This is a genomic window from Arthrobacter sp. TS-15, from assembly GCF_006964045.1.
In the GTDB taxonomy this organism is placed as follows: Bacteria; Actinomycetota; Actinomycetes; order Actinomycetales; family Micrococcaceae; genus Arthrobacter.
Genome location: NZ_SDXQ01000021.1, coordinates 1 through 20,661, shown reverse-complemented (window position 1 = coordinate 20,661; position 20,661 = coordinate 1). Strand labels below are relative to the sequence as shown.

Genomic DNA, 20,661 nt, shown 5'->3' with positions numbered 1-20,661 from the left:
TTCACTTGGTGGGATCGTCATGATCGATATCGGAAGCCGACTCTAGCGAGATTCTGTCAAAATGGGCGGTCGCCGTTCGGCGGTTTTGCCGAACGACTGCCACAGATACAGGTGAGAGAAATAAGGGGGAACATCTTGACACAGGACTGGACGGAGCGTCTTAAAGCGGCCTTCCCGGACCAATCGCACTTAGTAAACGGGAAAGCGGAAAATTTTGATTTTGCTATCGACCGCATAAATTTGTTCGGTGGCCAATCGATTCCACTCCAGCGTGCAGGGGTCACCGCCATTGTTGGTGCCAACAACGCCGGCAAGTCAACGGTGCTCCGCGAAGTGTCGGAAAAGCTATCCCACATCCCCGGATACCACGAGCAACCTCGAGTGGCCGTCGACTCACTTGATCTGTATGCCCAAGGTAGTGAGGCCGATGTCGTTTCATGGCTGGGGCAGAACTCGGATTTTGTGGTCAGAGATTCATCCGCAGGCTTCCAATTAGGAGGGAATGTCCTTCCCCCTAGCTCCCTGGTTATGACCTGGAAGGATCCGCCCATGGAACTTGGGCACCTAGCCAGTTCTCTGGTCTTCTATGGCAATGCCCAAGGTCGTTTCGCGCTTGGAAGTGTGGCGGAGATGCGTGAAATGGCTGGGGATCCACCACAGCATCCGGTTCACTATCTACAGGACTCAAAAACTCTCCTCGAAGAGGTGAGTAGCGTGTCACGGGACGTGTTCGGGCTCCCGCTGACTCTTGACACGCTTGGTCGCGCGGTTCGCCTCCGCGTTGGGGAAATGGGAATGGAAGCGCCCCGCATAAACGACATTCCCGTCGAGTATCGCGATCGGATGGCATCTCTACGACCGCTCGATGAGCAAGGTGACGGAATGCGGAGCTTGATGGGCCAATTGCTTCCGATCGTTACAGCGACTTATAGGGTCGTCATTCTCGATGAACCTGAAGCGTTCCTGCACCCGCCCCAGGCTCACGCTCTCGGTGCACAGCTGGGGCGCTTGGCCGCAAAAACAGGCATTCAGATTCTTATTGCGACTCACGACCGCAGCTTCATAACCGGGCTTCTCGATTCAGGAGTAGACGTTTCGGTCGTTCGGCTGTCCCGGAGCGAGGGCACTCCAAAAGCAAGCCAGCTCGATGCAGTCCAACTGCGGGGCCTCTGGACTGACCCGGTACTGAAGTACACAAATGTGCTGGACGGTCTCTTCCATCGTCTTGTGGTGCTTGCGGAGGCCGAAGGTGACTGCGCATATCTGGCCGCAGCAGTCGACTGCGACCGCCGGACGGAGGGACCTCTACCCAGAAATGAAATTTTGTTCATCCCCACTGGTGGAAAAGATGGCATGGCCAAAGTAGCTGCTGCACTTACCGCCGTTGATGTTCCGGTTGTGGCCGCCCCCGATCTGGATATGCTCTCCGACCAAAGGAAGCTGCAAACCTTAGTCGAGTCTGTTGGCGGAAATTGGACGGATGAGATGACCAAGCAGTGGAGGCTTGCAACCGTCGACCTGAAAGCACGAAGAGAACCCGCCAAAGTCGGCCATGTGCTGGACGCAATTATCGCCGCACTGAACGGAAAGCGAGACGCACAATTCTCTCCTAAAGATAAAGAGGCCGTGCTCGCCCAACTCCGAACCCAGGGCTCGCCATGGACCCCGGTTAAGGACCATGGCATGTCGGCCTTCAAGGGCTCCGCCCGGAAGGCAGTTAGCGCGCTCCTCGAGTTGCTGGAGGATGCAGGCATAGTCCTGGTTCGAGAGGGGGAACTCGAGCGTCTCGCCCCAGAAATCGAAGCGAGGAAGGGCCCTGGCTGGTTGCAGGCTTCGCTGGCAGACGGGCAGCAATGCAACCAGACGACCCAAGCGCACATTGACCGCATCCTGAGCGCTGGGGCCGCAAAACTTGATCGTCAACGTCCCGAATCAAAATGAGGACGGCCACGAACCTATCGCTGAGCGGTCCTTGTCGGTCCTCCATCACTTGCCGGTACAGCCCGGCAAGTAGCCTACCGAAAGCCCCGAGCACCCCAGCGAACATCGATTTAGGGCGCCCGTTCGCCAAAGCAAGCTCACTGCGACTCAGAAGCCCATCCCCAACTCTCTGCTAATACACTTCACGGCGAGACGATATACCAAGACGTTTTCCAAGGCCGAGGGCCCCTCAACTCAGGGAATTTCTTGCTGCTTCTGTTCAGGGGCACGGCCATCCACCCTGTCTTATGAATCATTAGTTTCCTAAGACACCCGTACGCCAAGGCTCAAAAGTGTCTGTACTCAGCGCCACACTGGTTCCATGGAAGGAATCCACGAGCTGCAGCCGCGGAAATGGGGGCTGTTCGAGCCGGTGGTGGCGATAAACACCGCGGACGGATCGGTTGCATTTGCTGAAGAGATGGCGCGGAGTGCAGGTGCGGCGTACTACGACCACTATGGATTTAGAGGTTCCAAGCAAATTGTCTGCATCGATTGTTTGGAAGATGGATCCACGGTGCCTGTCGTACTGGTTGAGACGAGGGACCGCGGCAATTACTTCCGCCACCCTCCAGGAGCATCTCCTTGGGGAAAAGGACAGCATGGGGAAACAGCCCAACATGTTCAAGGCAAACGTCTACTCGCCAACTGGGCAAGGAATCAGGAGTGCATAATCCCTGGATCAGTCCGGGAAGAACATTGGCTCGATGGAGCGCGCCTAAGAAGTGACGTTGGGGCGACCCTGAGTAGCGGAGTCGATATAGCATTTGAGCTTCAGCGTTCCCCATTGAACACGGCGGACTGGGCCAGGCGCCATGGCGGTTACAACCGACGCCGGGTGCTGGACATTTGGCTGTGGTCCCCCACTGTTGTCAGGCCTGTAGTTGGACCACCTGGCCGCAGCGTAGTAATCGATATTGAACGCAAAGCTGTTGGAGTTCTACTCTGCCGCGGCGGTGAAGCTGGTTACATCCACCCCACAGCCCTGCGTTACCCCTTCAGCCCATCCTTCTTCGCGCTTGCTCCACTCGAGCAGTGGGGCATCCTGCCCAGTGGAGAGATGAAGCTACCAGCCTCACTCCAGAAGTACATTCTCCCTGGATAGCGCATGGAAGAAGCCTGCGCTTCTTGAGGCGACGCACTTTGGATGTCAGAAACGTTCGTCTCCCATTCTGACCAACTTAGATATCGACCTTGAGTTCTGACTCTTCGGAAATCCATACTCCCCCGGGCACCGTCCTTCAGATTATGCCTGAGGTCAATAACGGTCGTTTTTGACTCCGGCAGGGCAGGCTGAGGGATGATCGTGGCGGGTCGGCTGGGACGGCAGGTGAGATCTCATTGGGTCATAGTGGCAGCGTTACGGTAGCGGTTGGCGAGTACGGTAAATGCCTCGGCGAGTTGGGGAGGGTCGAGGACCTCCATCGGCACTTCGAAGCGGCCGTATGATGAGGCGAGTGAGCCCCAGGACCACGATCCGGACTCGAGCGTGCAGCGGTCGTCGCCGTAGGGGCGGACGGTGCCGTCGCCTGCGAACGGCAGCACTTCCTCGATGGGTAGATTGAGGATGACAGTGCCGCGGCAGGGCCACTGATTGACGTTGGCGCCTTTGAAGCGGGCGGAGACGAATTCATTCACGTCGCCTCCCGGTACCTCGCGTGGGGTGAATCTGGGACCGGTGGGGGTGCGAGGTGTGATCCGGTCGGCGCTGAACATGCGCCAGTCGTCTCGCTGAAGGTCCCAGGCGAGGAGGTACCAACGGCCCTGCGCGGTGACGAGGTGGTGCGGCTCAACTCGGCGGGGAGGGTGAAACGGGTCCTCTGTAGGCGCGGTGCGCGGCGCGTAGTCGAAGCGGAGAACCTCGCAGGCGCGGATCGTAGTCGCCAGCGACAGCAGCACCTCCATGGAGATAGCCCCGGGCATTCCTTCTCTTGGCCGCTGCAGGATTGCGGTGACCTCCAGCGCGTCGAGACGGTGACGTAAGCGTGGAGGCATGACCTGCCGCATCGTGGCCAGAGCCCGGATGGCACCCTCACCGATTTCAGCCCCCGCGATGGTGGCGGTCTGCAGTGCGATAGCGATCGCCACGGTCTGATCGTCGTCGAATAGCATCGGCGGCAGTTCACTGCCAGCTGCGAGCCGGTACCCGCCGTCGCTTCCCATTGTCGCGTCAATCGAGTAGCCCATCTCACGGAGGCGCTCGATGTCGCGCCGCACAGTCCGGTCGCTGACCTCAAGCCGCTCAGCGAGCATTGAGCCCGGCCAGTCACGTCGAGTCTGCAGCAAAGACAGCAAATTCAGGAGTCGCGACGTTGGGGTGGTCATGTCTTCAACTCTACGACCGAAGTAGGACACTAGCTGACCTACTGGACTGGAAGGCTGGAACATACCAGCCGGGTTCGGTCGGTATCCAACGTTAAGGAGCAACAAATGAGCATCCAGACCACCACCCACCTGAACTTCCTCGGCGACGCTCGCGCAGCGCTGGAGTTCTACGGCTCTGTCTTCGGCGGCAATATCATGATCAACACCTACGCCGACTTCGGAATGCCCGCAGACGTCCCGGGCTCGGACAAGGTGGTTTTCGGGGCCGTTGCCGCCGAGAACGGCTTCCGCATCATGGGCTACGACATCCCCGGCCGGACCGAGGGCGGTATCGCCAGTGGTGGCGCGACCCACCGCGTGAACCACACGACGGTAACTGAGCAGGCTCTGTTTGTCTCCATCAGCTCCGACAGCATCGAGGAGCTGCAGGGCTACTGGGACGGCCTAGCCGCCGATGCCAAGATCGTCGAGCCCCTCGCCGCCTCCACTTGGAGCGCCGGCTTCGGGATGCTCACCGACCAGTTCGGCGTCACCTGGAGTGTCAGCGTCACCGCGAACTGATCCGCAGCCTGCACCCATCGCAGTACCCCCGCTACATTCCCGCTGGTCTCCGTACAGAGCGTTAGAGCGATTCACCGCTCGTATTCGCTCTGTTGCCCTCGAGGACGGCCAATCATCCCGGCACGTGCCGTCGCGGCTCGGGGTGTTGTGGCCGCCGTGCCTGGCGCCTGCGGGAATGAGGCTTTCATGAGGCGTTGCATCTTCTCCAGGCGTGGGTCACTTTGAGGCGCGGTTTCGGGCTCTTGTGGCTCGTCCGGTTTTGCTGCGTCGGCCATGAGCTGATCGATGCGTGCCGTGTTGGTTTGGGCGGCTTTGAGTGCTGCGGTGTGTTTGAACGGTTCTGCCAGCGCCTTGTCTGCTTGCTCGATACGGGTGAGGGCTTCCTGGCGTCGTGTTTCGACGTCGGCGGCGAGCCGTGGCAGGGAGGACACCCTGTTTTCGAGTTGCCTGATGGTGCCAAGGTCAGCTGAGAGCAGACCCTTGCGGGATATCTGGGTGGTCGCCCTGGGCACACCCTCGACACGTACCTCTACCGTGGAGCGGTCGAGGTCCCGTCCGGGTACGAGCTTGGCCCGGAGTTCGTGGCCTCCGAGGGTGGCGATGGTGCCGAGTTCGTCGTCGCCGTAGAGGTTCATGAGCCGGTGGTCTTGCCTGCCTGCCCATGTCCGGAGGGCTTCGGCGGCGTCGGTTCTGTTGTCGAAGCTCTGGCCGCCGATGGTGGCTTTGAAGGCGTCCGCGGTGGTGTCCACGGTCCGCGCTACGGCGGCGTGGATCAGTGGCAGGTCTTGGGCTGCTGCGTCGGCTGCGGCTTGTTCTCCGCGTTTGGTGTGGTTCACCGCGACGAGGTTGCGGTTGTACGCCCGGTCCAGGCGGCTGAGGCGGGCGAGTTTCTGGTCGGCGACGGCCTTTTCCAGTACCAGCGGGTTGCCGCTGGTGATGGCTTTGGCTTGGGCGAAGTTCAGGGTGTCATCCCCGATGTCTTCGATTTCCCTGACGTCCAGACGACGGCGCATGATCTGGTTGATGAACCGGTACTTCCGCTCCAGTCCCTGCCACGAAGGAATCGAAGGATTCCTTGGTGACGACTTGGGAGATGCGCACTTCGCGGTTCTGGTTGCCCTGGAGCAGGATGCGGCCGTGGCGTTGTTCGACGTCGGCCGGCCGCCATGGCGCGTCCATGTCCACCAGGTGCACGGCACGTTTTTGAATGTTCGTGCCGACACCAATTTTCGAGGTGACCCAACCAATACGGCGATTTGTCCGGAACGGGCGGCTGCGAACAGCCGACCTTTCTCGTTATCGTTTTTGGCTTCGTGGATGAACCTGACCATGTGTTCGGGCACTCCCCGGCGGCGGAGCTGGTCTTTGAGTTCGCCGTAGACGTTCCACCTCTTCGAAGGTGTGCCGAAGTCGCAGAAGACCAGCTGCAAGGCACCACGGGCCGGTTCCAGTTCCCCGGTGGAGGGGTCGGTGAAGATGCGGTCTTTGTGTTCTTCGTACACGCTGGCCAGCAGGTCAGCTATGGCGCTGATCTTGGTGGGTCCGTGCTGGAACAATGCGGGATCCACGAGCCTCAAGTCCAGGGCGCGCGGTGGAGAGCGCCCGCCGGGCGCTGGCCCTGGACCAGCCCGTGACGGCGACCAGCTCGTCCAGAACCAATCCCTTGGCGTTCTTGAAGACTTCGCATAATCGGCTGCGTACTTCTTCGTGATTTCCCTACGCGTTGCCATCGACAGGTCCCCCCTCATCGTTGCCGCCGCGCCCACAGCGGCCCGTGATTTCGCGAGCGTTTGTCAAATGAGGCACGCATGCCGTGTCGCGAGCACTACGTGTGAGTCTCGGTCCCCCTTGACTCCCACCCCCTCCTTCCCTAAACTTTTCATAAAGCAGAATCTAAATTCCACAAAGCGGAAACTGAAGCCAAGCACCAAGGCAGCAGCCAAGCAACCCGGAAGATAGATCAAAGCCCCTCCTCGGAAGGACCTACGATGACGTACACAGTGAACTGCTCCATCCTCCTGACGGAGCTGCCCTTGCTCGAGCGCCCCGCCGCCGCGAAGGCAGCCGGTTTTGACGCCGTCGAGTTCTGGTGGCCCTTCGAAACCTCCGTCCCCACCGACGCACAAGTAAGCGAATTCGAGAACGCCATCAAGGACGCCGGCGTTCAGCTCACGGGCCTGAACTTCAACGCCGGCAACATGCCCGGCGGCGACCGCGGCCTGGTTTCCTGGAAGGGACGTTGCTCCGAATTCAAGGACAACATCGACGTCGTAGCCGGCATCGGTGAGCGCCTCGGCTGCAAGGCCTTCAACGCCCTCTACGGCAATCGCCAAGACGAGTTCACCCCTGAAGAGCAGGACGAACTCGCCGCCAAGAACCTCGCCGCAGCAGCTGCCGGCGTCGCACGTATTGGCGGCACCGTCCTCCTCGAACCGGTCAGCGGCGCACCCAAGTACCCGCTCCTCACCGCCGAAGACGCACTCAAGGTCATCGCCCGCGTCAAGGCAGAATCCGGCGCACAGAACATCAAGCTCCTCGCCGACTTCTACCACCTGGCAGTCAACGGCGACGACGTCGAATCCGTCATCGAGAACCACGCCAAGGACTTCGGCCACATCCAGATCGCCGACAACCCCGGCCGCGGCGCTCCCGGAACCGGCAACCTCCCCCTCGGCGAATGGATCGCCCGCAGCCGCGAACTCGGCTACGACGGCTACATCGGCCTCGAGTACAAGGAACCGCAGGAATCGGCCTTCAGCTGGGCCATCCGCCAGCGCGCCAACGCCAACTAGCATCCAGCACACCTGAGCTAAAAAAGACTTTCAGAAAGAGAACAACAATGAGCAACGTTGCAGTCATCGGACTCGGAATCATGGGCCTCCCCATGGCCATCAACCTCGTCAAGGCCGGCCACACGGTCACCGGTTTCAACCGCAGCCAGGACAAGATCGACAAGCTCGTCTCCGAAGGCGGCCAGGGTGCCACCAGCATCGCTGACGCAGTCAAGGACGCCGACGTCGTCATCACCATGGTCCCGGACTCCCCCGATGTTGAGGGTGTAGTCAGCGGCAAGGACGGCGTCTTCGCCAACGCGAAGAAGGGCACCATCTGGATCGACGCATCCAGCATCCGCCCGGACGTGGCCAAGCGCCTCTCGGACGACGCAGTAGCAGCCGGCATCCGCCCGCTCGACGCTCCCGTATCCGGTGGCGAACAGGGCGCAATCGACGCCGTCCTGTCCATCATGGTCGGCGGCGAAGCGGCTGACTTCGAGGCAGCACAGGATGTCCTCAACGCAGTGGGCAAAACCATCGTCCACGTCGGCCCGTCCGGCTCCGGCCAGACCGTCAAGGCAGCCAACCAGCTGATCGTGGCCGTCAACATCCAGGTCCTCGGCGAGGCCATCGCCTTCCTTGAGGCCTACGGCGTAGACACCGACGCAGCACTGAAGGTCTTGGGCGGCGGCTTGGCCGGTTCCAAGGTTCTCGACCAGAAGGGTCAGAAGATGCTGGACCGCAACTTCGACCCCGGCTTCCGCCTGGCCCTCCACCACAAGGACCTCGGCATCGTCACCTCCGCAGCCCGCGAAGCCAACGTCGCTGTCCCGCTCGGCGCAGTCGTCGCACAGCTCGTCGCCGCAACCGTCAACCAGGGCGACGGCGGCCTCGACCACTCGGGCCTCTTCAAGCAGGTCCTCCAGCTCAGCGGCCGGAAGTAAAGCACCCCCGGCCAAAGCCGGACTAAAGCAACGAAAGCAGGGAACCCGCCGTCGTACTTAAACGACGGCGGCTCCCTCACCACACCCAAAAACACCACAGACTTCGCCCGAAAGGGCAAAAAACAAGGAGTACACCATGGCAAAGATGCGCACCGTTGATGCGGCCGTAGCCATCCTGGAAAAGGAAGGCGCAACCGAAGCTTTCGGTCTGCCCGGCGCAGCGATCAACCCCTTCTACTCAGCAATGCGTGCCCACGGCGGCATCCGCCACACGCTGGCCCGCCACGTTGAAGGCGCCAGCCACATGGCCGACGGCTACAGCCGCGCAGCTGATGGCAACATCGGCGTCTGCATCGGCACGTCGGGCCCCGCTGGCACGGACATGATCACCGGACTGTACGCAGCCCAGGCTGATTCCATCCCCATGCTCTGCATCACCGGCCAGGCACCCGTAGCCAAGCTGCACAAGGAAGACTTCCAGGCTGTGGACATAGAGTCCATCGCCAAGCCGTTGACCAAGTTCGCCATGACCATCCTGGAGCCGGGCCAGGTTCCCGGTGCGTTCCAGAAGGCCTTCCAGCTGATGCGTTCGGGTCGTCCGGGCCCGGTTCTGTTGGACCTGCCCATCGACGTTCAGATGGCCGAGATCGAGTTCGACATCGACGCCTACGAGCCCCTGCCCATCGAGAAGCCCAAGGCTTCCCGCAAGCAGCTGGAAAAGGCTTTGGACCTGCTGACCGCATCCCAGCACCCGCTGATCGTTGCCGGTGGCGGCATCATCAACGCAGGTGCTTCGGCCCAGCTGGTTGAGCTGGCCGAGATCCTGAACGTTCCGGTGATCCCCACCCTGATGGGCTGGGGCGCCATCCCGGACGACCACCAGCTGATGGCCGGCATGGTTGGCCTGCAGACCTCGCACCGCTACGGCAACGAGACGTTCCTGCAGAGCGACTTCGTGATCGGCATCGGCAACCGTTGGGCCAACCGCCACACTGGCGGTCTGGACACTTACACGGCCGGCCGCAAGTTCGTTCACATCGACATTGAGCCGACGCAGATCGGTCGCGTTTTCTCGCCGGACTTGGGCATTGCGTCCGACGCCGGTGCGGCGCTGGACGGTCTGTTGGAGCTGGCCCGCGAACGCCAGGCAGCAAAGACCCTGCCGGACTACTCGGGTTGGGTTGCCGAGTGCCAGGAGCGCAAGGGCTCCCTGCACCGCAAGACCAACTTCGACAACGTGCCCATCAAGCCGCAGCGCGTGTACCAGGAGATGAACAAGGCCTTCGGCCGCGACACCACCTACGTGTCCACCATTGGTCTCTCGCAGATCGCCGGCGCACAGATGCTGCACGTGTTCGGTGCCCGCAAGTGGATCAACGCAGGCCAGGCCGGCCCGCTGGGTTGGACCGCTCCCGCTGCCTTGGGCGTTGTTCGTGGAACCCCGGATGCCACTGTTGTTGCCCTGTCCGGTGACTACGACTTCCAGTTCATGATCGAGGAACTGGCCGTAGGCGCACAGTTCAACCTGCCGTACATCCACGTTGTGGTGAACAACAGCTACCTGGGCCTGATCCGTCAGAGCCAGCGCGGCTTCAACATGGAACAGAACGTTTCCCTGGCCTTCGAGAACATCAACTCCCCGGAGACCAACGGCTACGGCGTGGACCACATCAAGGTTGCCGAGGGCTTGGGCGTCAAGGCCATCCGCGTTGAGGACCCGAACGACCTGCCTGCCGCTTTCGACAAGGCCAAGGCTCTGATGGGCGAATTCAAGGTTCCCGTGGTGGTTGAAGTAATCCTGGAAAAGATCACCAACATCTCCATGGGCGTTGAGATCAACGGCGTGAACGAGTTCGAAGAGTTGGCAGAGACCGCGGCGGACGCACCCACCGCGATCCTGACCAAGGCCTAGAGAAAACAGTAAGGAGGCACCGGAATGCGTGTTGTCATCGCCCCGGACAAATTCAAGGGCTCGCTGTCCGCGCCCGACGTCGCCGAGCACCTGGCAACAGGGCTGCTGGCGGGCTACGGGCACAACGGCTTTGAAGCAACACGCATTCCGGTGGCCGACGGCGGCGAAGGAACCATCGACGCCGCCATCGGCTCCGGCTTCACCCGCCGGACCACCACCGTCACCGGCCCGCTCGGCGAGCCAGTGAAGGCCGACTTCGCGGTGCGGGACCAGGAAGCTGTCATCGAAATGGCGGCAGCTTCCGGTCTCGCCCTCCTCCCGGACGGCCCCACGTCGGAAACGGCCAAGACAGCCACCAGCATCGGCACGGGCGAGCTCATCCGCGCCGCGCTGGACCTCGGCTGCCGCAAGATCATCCTGGGTGTAGGCGGCAGCGCCAACACCGACGCCGGCGCAGGAGTCCTGCAGGGCCTCGGCGCCGTCTTCCTGGACGAGAACGGCAACGAGCTCCCCGGCGGCGGTGCCGCCTTGGCACAGCTGAACAGCATCAACTTCTCCAACTTCGACGTCCGCGTTGAGGCAGCGGAGTTCGTGTTGGCGTCCGACGTCGACAATCCCCTTTTGGGGGCCAGCGGAGCCCCAGCCATCTTCGGTCCGCAGAAGGGCGCGACGCCGGACGACGTCACCTCGCTCGATGCGGCACTGAGCCACTTCGTCGACGTCCTTGCATCCACAACCGGGCAACATGCCAAATTCGCGGCCAAGGCAGAAGGCGCAGGAGCAGCAGGCGGCGTTGGCTACATTGCCATCGCGGCGCTGAAGGCAGAGCGGCGGCCGGGCATCGACGTCGTGCTTGAATTCACTGAACTGGAAGAACGCCTGAAGGGCGCCGATCTGGTGATCACCGGAGAAGGCAGCCTGGACGAGCAAAGCCTGCTAGGCAAGACCCCCATGGGCGTCTCGCGTGCAGCGCAGCGGAACGGGGTTCCCGTGATCGCAGTGTGCGGGCGGAGTACCCTAAGCCGGGAACAACTCACGGATGCCGGCTTCCACACGGTCCACGCACTGACCGATCTGGAAAAAGATGTCCAAAAATGTATCGCTGAAGCAGGTCCGTTGCTTGAACAATTAGGTAAGCACATAGGCGTGTACCTGGCGGAACGGACCGAAAACAAGGAGTACCTCAATGTCTGAAGCAATCGGCGCCTATGACCTCGTTATCCGGGGCCAGCGCATCCTGACCACCGCCGGTATCGCAGCCCGCGAAGTCGGGATCCGCGATGGCATCATCGTGGCCATCGAACCCCTGGGCAACGGCCTAACGGGCAACGAGGTCATCGAACTCGCAGACGACGAAACCCTCATCCCCGGCCTGGTGGACACCCACGTCCACGTCAACGAGCCCGGCCGCACTGAGTGGGAAGGTTTCGCCTCCGCCACCCGTGCCGCAGCTGCCGGTGGCGTGACCACCATCATCGACATGCCGCTGAACAGCATCCCGCCCACCACCACCGTGGACGGCCTGGAGCAGAAGCGCGTCGTAGCCAAGGACCAGGCGTTCGTGGACGTCGGATTCTGGGGCGGCGCCATCCCGGGCAACAAGGCCGACCTCCGCCCGCTGCACGACGAAGGCGTCTTCGGCTTCAAGTGCTTCCTCCTGCACTCCGGCGTGGACGAGTTCCCCCACCTCGATGCTGACGAGATGGAAGAGGATATGAAGGAACTCAAGTCCTTCGACTCCCTCATGATCGTGCACGCCGAGGACTCCCACGCGATCGACCGCGCCCCGCACCCCGGCGGCGACCACTACGAGACCTTCCTGGCATCCCGTCCCCGCGGCGCCGAGAACAAGGCAATCGCCGAGGTCATTGAACGCGCCCGCTGGACCGGCGCCCGCGCCCACATCCTGCACCTCTCCTCCTCCGACGCCCTGCCGATGATCGCCTCGGCAAAGCGCGACGGCGTCAACCTCACCGTTGAGACCTGCCCGCACTACCTGACGCTCATGGCCGAAGAAATCCCCGACGGGGCCACGGCCTACAAGTGCTGCCCGCCCATCCGTGAGGCCTCCAACCGCGAGCTCCTCTGGAAGGGCCTGCAGGACGGCACCATCGACTGCATCGTCTCGGACCACTCCCCCTCCACACTGGACCTGAAGGACCTGGAAAACGGCGACTTCGCCGTGGCATGGGGCGGCGTTTCCTCGCTGCAGCTGGGCCTTTCCCTGATCTGGACCGAAGCCCGCCACCGCGGCATCCCGCTGGAACAAGTTGTCTCCTGGATGGCTGAGAAGCCCGCCGCGTTGGCCCGCCTGCACAACAAGGGCCAGCTCGCTCTGGGCTACGATGCCGACTTCTCCGTCTTCGCCCCGGACGAAGCCTTCGTTGTGGACGTCACCAAGCTCAAGCACAAGAACCCGATCACGCCGTACGACGGCCGTCCGCTGGCCGGCGTCGTCCGCAAGACCTACCTGCGCGGCACCCCCATCGACGGCCAGAACCCCGGCGGCAAGCTGCTCCGCCGCGGCAACGTTTAGGTCAACCGTCATGGCAGTCAATGCCTACGGGCCACCGCCGTCGCGAGGACCCGCAGCACGCGGCGTCTCCGCGCGGCGCACCGGCCTGAATCCTCGGAACCTCAACGATCGGAACGGCCTGACAGCGCACGGGCTGGCCCTCTGGGTCAACCCCGCCGAGGGCGACGAAATCGATCCTGAGGTCTGGGAGCGGGCAGCACGACTTGTGCTGGCCCGTGCCATGAAACTTGCCCCGGAGGCGGAAGTCCGCATGTGGCCCGCCACCGGGGCAGAGCACTCCGGCGTCGGCGACACTTCCTGGGGCGGCACTCCGCAGGAAGCCGCCGACGCCGGTACCAACGGGCGCTCTTCGAGTACGGTAACGCTCGCCGATGCCCTCGCGGACGCCCGTTCGGACGCCCGCGCTGCCGGAAATTCACCCTCCAACGGACAATTCACCAGCGCACGCGAGGGTGATTTGTCCGGCGGAGGGGGACGCACCGAAACCGGAAGAGGGGGTCAGTCCGAAACGGGTGACAGCACCGCCGTCGAGCCCGTAACGTTGGCGAGCCGCCGCAGCCAACTTGCGGTAGACCTCGCCGCTGAAGTAGTCCTCCTGGATGGCGAGCCGGTTGCCTTTACTGGCATGGAATACAAGCTGCTCCGCTACCTCGTGGTGAACTGCTCCCGGGCCATCAGTCGTGAAGAATTGCAACGTTTTCTGGAGTCATTTGACCTCCCCGGCGCGGCATTTCGCTCGATCGACGTTTATGTTGGAAGGGTGCGGCGGAAGCTCGGCTCCGCCCGACACACCGTCGCCACCGTCCGTGGTGGCGGCTACCAGTTCGTGCCAGGCCCTTATGCCACAGTGCGCGGACCTGCGGAATACAGCATCTAAGTTCGCTGTTCTGTCCTATAGACAATCCGTTTTTTGAATGATGAATGCCGGCTGTTTGCCGGTGAAACGTAAAGGATCGCCATGACCCAGAAACTCCTCGTCGGAACGCAAGCACCTGATTTCGCGCTTCTCGACGCCGACGGCACCAAGGTCTCGCTGTCCGACTACCGCGGACGCAACGTCATTGTGTACTTCTACCCGAAGGCCGCCACCCCCGGCTGCACCACCGAGGCCTGCGACTTCCGCGACAACCTGGCCAGCCTGCAGGGCAAGGGCTACGAGGTTATCGGGATCTCCCCGGACGCTCCGGAGGCATTGTCCAAGTTCACGGGTGACTTTGCGCTGACCTTCCCGCTGCTCTCCGACGAAGACCACAAGGTTGCCCTGGCATATGGCGCCTGGGGCGAGAAGCTAGTTGACGGCGAGATCCACGAAGGCCTGGTCCGCTCCACCGTTGTGGTGGACGGCGAAGGCACCGTGAAGCTCACCCAGTACCAGGTTGCCGCCCAGGGCCACGTCCAGGCGCTCAAGGAAGAGCTGGGCGTCTAACCCTCTCTCACATCCCGCGTGCTTGAGCGAATCGCTCTCTCACATAACTGCACAAATCGTGTAACGCCCGCCCACTTTTGTGAGCGGGCGTTTCATGTGTCGTGACTAAACGTGACAAATACCCAGCAGCATTAGTTAATGGAGCCATGGTCTCTCCCACGCCCGTGCGCCACGCTGTCGTTGTCGAAGACGATGCTGACATTCGCGGACTTCTTGTTCTCGTCCTGGAGCAGCTCGACTTTGTGGTGACCGAAGCACCTGACGGTCTCTCCGGCGTCGAGGCTGTCCGCAGAACCAACGCCGAATTGGTGACGCTGGACATCAACCTTCCGGACATCGATGGCATGGAAGTCTGCCGCCGACTCCGCGAATTCTCGGACGCATACATCCTGATGCTCACGGCCCGTGCCGATGAGATTGACCGGCTCAACGGCCTGGACACAGGCGCCGACGACTACATCAACAAGCCTTTCAGCCCCAAGGAACTCCAGGCCCGTATCCGCGCCTTGTTCCGCCGGGCCCGCACGCCTGCCGCACCCGCCGAGGACCAGCGCCAAACGGACGAGCTCGCCCGCGCAGCGGTGGTGCAGCAGAGCCTCTTGCCGCGCGAAACGGTCCGCCTCAAGGGCTACGACGTCGCAGGCGCCTTCCGCCCTTCGCGCAGCGTGGGCGGGGACTTCTACGACTGGTACCAGACCCGCGACGGCATGCACCTCACCTTCGCCGACGCCATGGGCAAAGGAATGGGAGCCGCCCTCATCGCAGCAACGGTCCGTGCAGTGATGCGCTCGGTAGCTGACACCCCGGCCATTGACGCCGCGTTTGGCTCAGCCAGCGCCACCATCACTTCTGACTTGGACCAGTCGGGGTCCTTCGTCACCATGTTCCACGCGCGGCTGGACAGCGCCAGCGGGACAATGAGCTACATCGACGCCGGTCACGGCCTCGCGCTGCACGTTCCTGCTGAGGGGGCGGCTCGCCGCTTGGTTTCTGCGGGTCCGCCGGTGGGGATTCTGGACGACCAACTGTGGCCGGCTTCGGAGCTGCAACTGGAGCCGGGCGATTCCTTGGTGATCGTCAGCGACGGCGTGTTGGACGCGCACGATTCCCTGGAGGAGTTCCAACGGAACGTGGAGAAAGTGGCGCGCACCGGGCCTACGTCGGACGACGTGTGCGCCGCCCTGCTGGAGTTGGCACCGGCGTCAACCGCTGAAGATGACGTAACCGCCGTCGTCGTACGCCGAAAACCACACGCAGAACTGTAGATAACAAAAGGGGGGATTTGTGACACGTTTCTGGACCCGGCTGATCGTTCTTCTCACAGTCATTTTGGGCGTCAACTATGTTGCGTGGCGCTGGATGGCCTCGCTGAACTGGGACGCGTGGTGGATCGCGGTCCCGCTGGTGCTTGCCGAGACATACAGCCTGATTGACGTGATGCTGTTCGGCCTGACGGTGTGGAACATCAAGTTCCGCAAGCCACCGCCTCCGGCCCCCGAGACTGCCACCGTGGACGTTTTCATCACCACCTACAACGAGCCCCTTGACCTGGTGATGACCACCGCCCTGGCCGCCAAGGACATTCGCTGGCCCCACAGCACCTGGATTCTCGACGACGGCAACCGCCCGGAGATGCGCGAACTCGCCGAGTCGAACGGGATCGGTTACGTGACGCGAACCGCCGATTGGACCCCGGACATGCCGCGGCACGCCAAGGCGGGCAACTTGAACAACGCGCTGATGCTCACCTCGGGCGAGTACCTGTTGATCCTCGACGCCGACCAGATCCCCGAGCCGGACATCCTGGACAAGACGCTGGGCTACTTCAACGACGACAAAGTGGCACTGGTCCAGACCCCGCAATACTTCATCAACGTCCCCGCCGACGATCCCCTGGGCAGCCAGGCACCCCTGTTCTACGGTCCCATCCAGCAGGGCAAGGACGGGTGGAACGCCGCGTTCTTCTGCGGCTCCAACGCGATCCTCCGCCGGGAGGCCCTCATGCAACTGGGCCTGGTGGGCTACGTCAAAGCCACCGAAAAGAGTATCCGGCGTGCCCTCGCTGCATCCCGGACCGCCATCAAGAAGGCCCGGCGGTCACCCGAGGCGGAGAATCCGCTGGTGGAGCAGATGCTCAACGAGGTTGAGGCTGCTACCGAGTCCGCCCAGAAGGAACTCGAAGCCGGGGCATCCCTCAGCGAAATCACCTACCGGGTCCGCCGCCAAGTGGATGACGCTGTGCGCACCCTCGTGGCCGCCGACTTCTCCGCACTCCAATCCGACCTCGAAGAGATCGCCGCCATGGAACTCGCCCACGTCGGAGAGTCGGGCGTGACCACCGTGGCGAGTGACGCCGTCGACCGCATGTCCGGACGCGACTGGTCCCCCTTGGGCGCGCTCGAATCCGTACACGCCGTCCTTGACGCCATCTCCGTGGAACGCTCCGACGAAGCCCAGCCGATCATGCCGCTGGCCACCATCTCCGTCACGGAGGACATGGCCACCGCCATGCGCCTGCACGGCCTGGGGTGGAAGAGCGTGTACCACCACGAAATCCTGGCCAACGGTCTGGCGCCCGAGGACCTCAAAACCATGCTCACCCAGCGCCTCCGTTGGGCCCAAGGCACCATGCAGGTGCTGCTCCGCGAGAATCCGCTGGTGCAACGCCGGCTCACGTGGGGCCAGAGGCTGATGTACTTCTCCACCATGTGGAGCTACCTGAGCGGATTCGCGGCCGTGGTGTATTTCGCCGCGCCCATCATCTACCTGACGCTCGGCATCCTCCCGGTGAGCAGCCTCAGCTACGACTTCTTCATCCGCTTCATCCCGTTCATGGTGGTGAACCAACTCTTGTTCCTTGTGGCCGGGCACGGCATTCCCACCTGGCGCGGGCAGCAGTACAGCCTTGCGCTGTTCCCCACCTGGATCAAGGCCTGCACGACGGCGGCACGGAACGTTTGGTTCGGGCGTCCCCTCGGGTTCGCGGTCACCCCCAAGGCACGCCAGAGCGGCGGACCCAGTTGGAGCCTCATCCGTCCCCAGATCATTGTGGCGGTGCTGCTTGCCATAGCGCTGGTAGTTGGCCTTATCCGGCTTCTTGCCGGAATGTCCGAGCCCTTGGGCACACTGGTGAACGTGGCATGGGTTGCGTTCGACCTGGTGGTCCTGAGCGTTCTGGTCAAGGCAGTTTTGTACAAGGGTTTTGAGCCTGAAGGTGTTGGGCCGGAGCGCCCCGAGGAGAGGAATGCAGATGCAGTTTAGCTACGAGGTCAAAGACTCCTACGCGGAGGTGAAGAGCGTGGGCCGGCTGAACATGGTTGCTGCGCCCAAGCTGCGCGAAGTAGTGAACGAAGTGGTGGCCGGTGGGTCCAGCCGTGTTGTGGTGAACCTGGCCGAGACCGACTTCATGGATTCCTCCGGGCTCGGCGCCCTGATCGGCTGCCTTAAAGCCGCCCGACAAGCCGGCGGGGACCTCCGGATCGCCGGCGTTCAGCCACAGGTCAAGATGGTCCTGGAACTGACCAACATGGACAGGGTACTCACGGCCTACCCTTCAGCCGAGGAGGCGTTCGGCGATGACTGAGGTCATTGCCCGCCGGGGATTCCACGGGCCGTCCAATGAGGAAGCAATCGAAGCCATCCACAACGAGCTTGATGCCCTCTGGGACGACGCCTCCTTCGTGCCGGACATGGACCGGATGACGTTCGCTACGGCCGTGATCGAGGCCGCCGCAAACATCGTGCAGCATGCGGAGCCTGTGGCGGAGAAGCCCGTAGAGATCGACGTCGACATCAGCGTCCAGCCCTCCCGGCTGATTGCCCGGGTCAGCGCCCACAACGCCCGGGAGCCCTTCGCGGATGACATGCAGGCGTCCATGCCGGATGCGGAGGCGGAGTCCGGGCGTGGGTTGGCGCTCATCGAAGCCTTGGTGACCACAGTGACCTTCGAACGCCAGGACGGCACCAACACCTGGATCCTGACCCGCAACACCTAACCCTCTCTCACATCCCACCGGTCATAACCGCACGCTCTCTCACATCCCACCGGTCATAACCGCACGCTCTCTCACATCCCACCCCCTTGAACCGAACATTGAAGTGCAACGGGTTGTTCTGCCCATGGCCAAAGCGCAACGCAGCGTGACAGCATTCGGTGAGATCCGCCGTCGAGCACTAACAACATTGGGGAACGAAATGAACCGCCGCATGCACCGAAACGCTTGGGCGCTTGTTGCTGCCCTGGCGGTGGTGACCGTTACTGCTGGCTGCAGCAACACCCCTAACGACCCAAAACGGGAACCCAGCAACGCTCCGGCCGTTACCGTCGAGCCCGCGCCCGTGGCCGAAAGCGCCGCCAAGTACAACGCGCTGACCGCTGACCTAATTACCGCCTTGGAAGCGAAAATGCCGGACATCACCTGGACCGTGGATGATCCGGCAAGGATGAGCCGCACCCAAGACGGCAGGTGCATGCTCTCGCCGCGAAGCATGAAAAGCAGCGCAGACATCGTGGAGCCCTCCAAGAACTTTGAGGACGTCTTCGCCGCAGCCGATCCCGTCCTGGAAAAGCACGGATTCTCTGCCTTCGACGGCACGGATCCAGTCCCGGGCGGCTGGGTGGTCACGCGCAGCACGAATGGCTCCGGGGCCACGGTGACCATCGAATCCAAGAGCCCGGCGTACCTCAGCGTCACTGTTCCGGTCACGTCCGAGAACTGCGATTCCAACGAAATTCCTCAGGGGGACAGATAAATGGCGGGATTCTACGGTGCTGATATTGCCCAATTGCGGGCACTCGCCAAAACGATGTCGAGGCAGTCCGAACGGATGACCTCGCTGTCCATGGAACTGAGCAACCTCATCAGCAACGCGCCGTGGGATGGTCGCGACGCCGTGATGTTCCGCACCGCTTGGGACTCCGAGCACCGTCCCATGCTGAAGAAGATCTCCAGCGAACTGCAGAACCAAGCCAACGAGCTGATCCGCAATGCGGACGAGCAGGACAAGTCCAGCTCGGGTTCCTCGGGCTCCGATCGTTCCGGGCGGGGAGATTCGAACCCTCCCGGCGACCCGGGTCCACTGGATCCGGATAAGCCCGACGTCGATGTGCCCGGCGATGTCCGCAACGACCCCGATGCCGGGGACCCCAGCGACATCAATCAAGGACAGATTGGCGACTGCTGGCTGTTGGCAGGAATCGGTTCGGTGGCCCAGGTGCTGGAGCGCGAAGGCAAACTCGACGAATTCCTCGAAGAACACATGCGCCCCGTGGGCGACCCGCCAACGCACTGGGTTGTCACTCTTTACGAAGATGGCGAACCCGTGGAGGTCACTGTGGAGGCCAAGTCTGTTGACGGCGGAGTCCGCGGCGCCGACGGCGAACCCAACTGGCTCTCCATCTACGAACGCGCGGCAGCCGAGCACCGCGGCGGGTCCTATGACGACATCGACGGCGGCTTCAGCAACGAAGCCATGGAGCTGATGACCGGGCAGTCCGCTGACAAGGATGGCGAACTGAACTTTGATGCTATTGAGGACAAACTCTCGGACGGCCAGGCCATTTCCGTGGGCACCGAGGACGTCAAGGACGACGACTTCGACTGGGTCTGGGAGTCCGACGAAGTCAACCGAACCGACGTCGTGCCCAACCATGCGTACGTTGTGGTTGATGTGAAAACCAACGACGACGGCGAAAAAGTGATCGTCTTGGCCAACCCGTGGGGACCCTCCGGCGGTTACATGGAAGGCGACGACGACCTCAAGTCCGGCACCCTGGAACTGACCGAGGATGAGTACAAGGAAAACTTTGACTCCGTGTACTCCGTGGACGTGAAGTAAGGATGGCCGTGGAACAGCTGGTAACAGTCAAGCAAGGCATGCAGCCCACTTTCGACGGCGTCAAGGTCGGAGTGGTCAAAATCGGCATCGCGGACGGCGCTCCGGCCATCCAGTTCTGGATCCGGACCGCCGAACAGCAGCGAAAGCAGGCCTTCCGCGAGGGGCAGTCGGTCACCCTTCCGGGTGCTGGCCTGCTGACGGTCACGTCGATCCAACCCGCGGAAGGAACCACCGCCGCATCGGCGACCTTAACGTACGACGCCGGTAACGACACCGATTGAGCGTCGGCGCCGGACGGGGTGAGAGAGCGATCCGATTAAACGCCCGGGACGTGAGAGAGCGATCCGGTTTGCGGTCGTCAAGTT

19 protein-coding genes are annotated in these 20,661 nt (G+C 62.4%); 17 read left to right on the top strand and 2 right to left on the bottom strand.

Annotated elements, in window-relative coordinates:
• The first annotated feature begins 135 nt into the window (after window positions 1-135).
• Together EU811_RS07745 and EU811_RS24700 are read left to right on the top strand one after the other, a co-directional pair.
• Entirely contained in the window at window positions 136-1,941 is a 1,806-nt protein-coding gene (locus EU811_RS07745; RefSeq protein ID WP_142937912.1) for an ATP-dependent nuclease, read from the top strand.
• Window positions 1,942-2,302: 361 nt separating this feature from the next.
• Window positions 2,303-3,085, top strand: a complete 783-nt coding sequence (locus EU811_RS24700) for a competence protein CoiA family protein (RefSeq protein WP_446698044.1) — start codon at window positions 2,303-2,305, stop codon at window positions 3,083-3,085.
• A gap of 233 nt (window positions 3,086-3,318) precedes the next feature.
• Here EU811_RS24700 and EU811_RS07735 read toward each other — a convergent pair whose 3' ends face one another.
• Window positions 3,319-4,305: a helix-turn-helix transcriptional regulator gene (locus tag EU811_RS07735; protein ID WP_142937910.1), complete on the bottom strand. Its 987-nt coding sequence runs from the start codon at window positions 4,303-4,305 to the stop codon at window positions 3,319-3,321.
• Between the two features lie 105 nt (window positions 4,306-4,410).
• Here EU811_RS07735 and EU811_RS07730 point away from each other — a divergent pair, with 105 nt between their 5' ends.
• Window positions 4,411-4,866, top strand: coding sequence for a VOC family protein (locus EU811_RS07730; protein ID WP_142937909.1), 456 nt, complete (start codon window positions 4,411-4,413; stop codon window positions 4,864-4,866).
• Between the two features lie 71 nt (window positions 4,867-4,937).
• Here the strand turns inward: EU811_RS07730 and EU811_RS07725 are convergent, their stop codons facing one another.
• A complete protein-coding gene (locus EU811_RS07725; protein WP_238703335.1) occupies window positions 4,938-6,434 on the bottom strand; it encodes a hypothetical protein in 1,497 nt (498 codons plus the stop codon).
• A 420-nt stretch (window positions 6,435-6,854) separates the two neighbouring features.
• Between EU811_RS07725 and EU811_RS07720 the strand changes: the two genes are divergently transcribed.
• The 14 genes from EU811_RS07720 to EU811_RS07655 all read left to right on the top strand — a co-directional run bounded on the left by EU811_RS07720 (window position 6,855) and on the right by EU811_RS07655 (window position 20,577).
• Window positions 6,855-7,658: a hydroxypyruvate isomerase family protein gene (locus tag EU811_RS07720; protein ID WP_142937908.1), complete on the top strand. Its 804-nt coding sequence runs from the start codon at window positions 6,855-6,857 to the stop codon at window positions 7,656-7,658.
• Entirely contained in the window at window positions 7,544-8,584 is a 1,041-nt protein-coding gene (locus tag EU811_RS07715) for a 2-hydroxy-3-oxopropionate reductase (RefSeq protein WP_274595831.1), read from the top strand. Before EU811_RS07720 ends, EU811_RS07715 begins: the two co-directional genes overlap by 115 nt.
• Before the next feature lie 136 nt (window positions 8,585-8,720).
• Complete coding sequence (gene gcl / locus EU811_RS07710) at window positions 8,721-10,496, top strand: glyoxylate carboligase (RefSeq protein ID WP_142937907.1); 1,776 nt, start codon at window positions 8,721-8,723, stop codon at window positions 10,494-10,496.
• Between the two features lie 24 nt (window positions 10,497-10,520).
• On the top strand, window positions 10,521-11,690 hold the full coding sequence (locus tag EU811_RS07705; RefSeq protein ID WP_142937906.1) for a glycerate kinase: 1,170 nt from the start codon (window positions 10,521-10,523) through the stop codon (window positions 11,688-11,690).
• Window positions 11,683-13,032 (top strand): allantoinase AllB, encoded by a 1,350-nt coding sequence (gene allB, locus EU811_RS07700; RefSeq protein WP_142937905.1) that lies wholly within the window; start codon window positions 11,683-11,685, stop codon window positions 13,030-13,032. The genes EU811_RS07705 and allB overlap by 8 nt, the downstream gene beginning before the upstream one ends.
• Before the next feature lie 10 nt (window positions 13,033-13,042).
• The gene (locus tag EU811_RS07695) at window positions 13,043-13,909 is read left to right on the top strand and encodes a winged helix-turn-helix domain-containing protein (protein WP_142937904.1); all 867 of its coding nucleotides are present in this window, start codon (window positions 13,043-13,045) and stop codon (window positions 13,907-13,909) included.
• Window positions 13,910-13,990: 81 nt separating this feature from the next.
• Complete coding sequence (bcp, locus tag EU811_RS07690; protein WP_142937903.1) at window positions 13,991-14,458, top strand: thioredoxin-dependent thiol peroxidase; 468 nt, start codon at window positions 13,991-13,993, stop codon at window positions 14,456-14,458.
• A 146-nt stretch (window positions 14,459-14,604) separates the two neighbouring features.
• Window positions 14,605-15,723: a PP2C family protein-serine/threonine phosphatase gene (locus EU811_RS07685; protein ID WP_142937902.1), complete on the top strand. Its 1,119-nt coding sequence runs from the start codon at window positions 14,605-14,607 to the stop codon at window positions 15,721-15,723.
• 19 nt (window positions 15,724-15,742) lie between these two features.
• On the top strand, window positions 15,743-17,719 hold the full coding sequence (locus tag EU811_RS07680) for a glycosyltransferase family 2 protein (RefSeq protein ID WP_142937901.1): 1,977 nt from the start codon (window positions 15,743-15,745) through the stop codon (window positions 17,717-17,719).
• Window positions 17,709-18,041: an STAS domain-containing protein gene (locus EU811_RS07675; protein ID WP_142938005.1), complete on the top strand. Its 333-nt coding sequence runs from the start codon at window positions 17,709-17,711 to the stop codon at window positions 18,039-18,041. The genes EU811_RS07680 and EU811_RS07675 overlap by 11 nt, the downstream gene beginning before the upstream one ends.
• On the top strand, window positions 18,034-18,453 hold the full coding sequence (locus EU811_RS07670) for an ATP-binding protein (protein WP_142937900.1): 420 nt from the start codon (window positions 18,034-18,036) through the stop codon (window positions 18,451-18,453). Before EU811_RS07675 ends, EU811_RS07670 begins: the two co-directional genes overlap by 8 nt.
• Before the next feature lie 211 nt (window positions 18,454-18,664).
• Window positions 18,665-19,210: a hypothetical protein gene (locus EU811_RS07665; protein ID WP_238703334.1), complete on the top strand. Its 546-nt coding sequence runs from the start codon at window positions 18,665-18,667 to the stop codon at window positions 19,208-19,210.
• The gene (locus tag EU811_RS07660; protein ID WP_142937899.1) at window positions 19,211-20,296 is read left to right on the top strand and encodes a C2 family cysteine protease; all 1,086 of its coding nucleotides are present in this window, start codon (window positions 19,211-19,213) and stop codon (window positions 20,294-20,296) included. It abuts the gene before it with no gap.
• A gap of 8 nt (window positions 20,297-20,304) precedes the next feature.
• Entirely contained in the window at window positions 20,305-20,577 is a 273-nt protein-coding gene (locus tag EU811_RS07655) for a hypothetical protein (protein WP_142937898.1), read from the top strand.
• Window positions 20,578-20,661 lie beyond the last annotated feature (84 nt).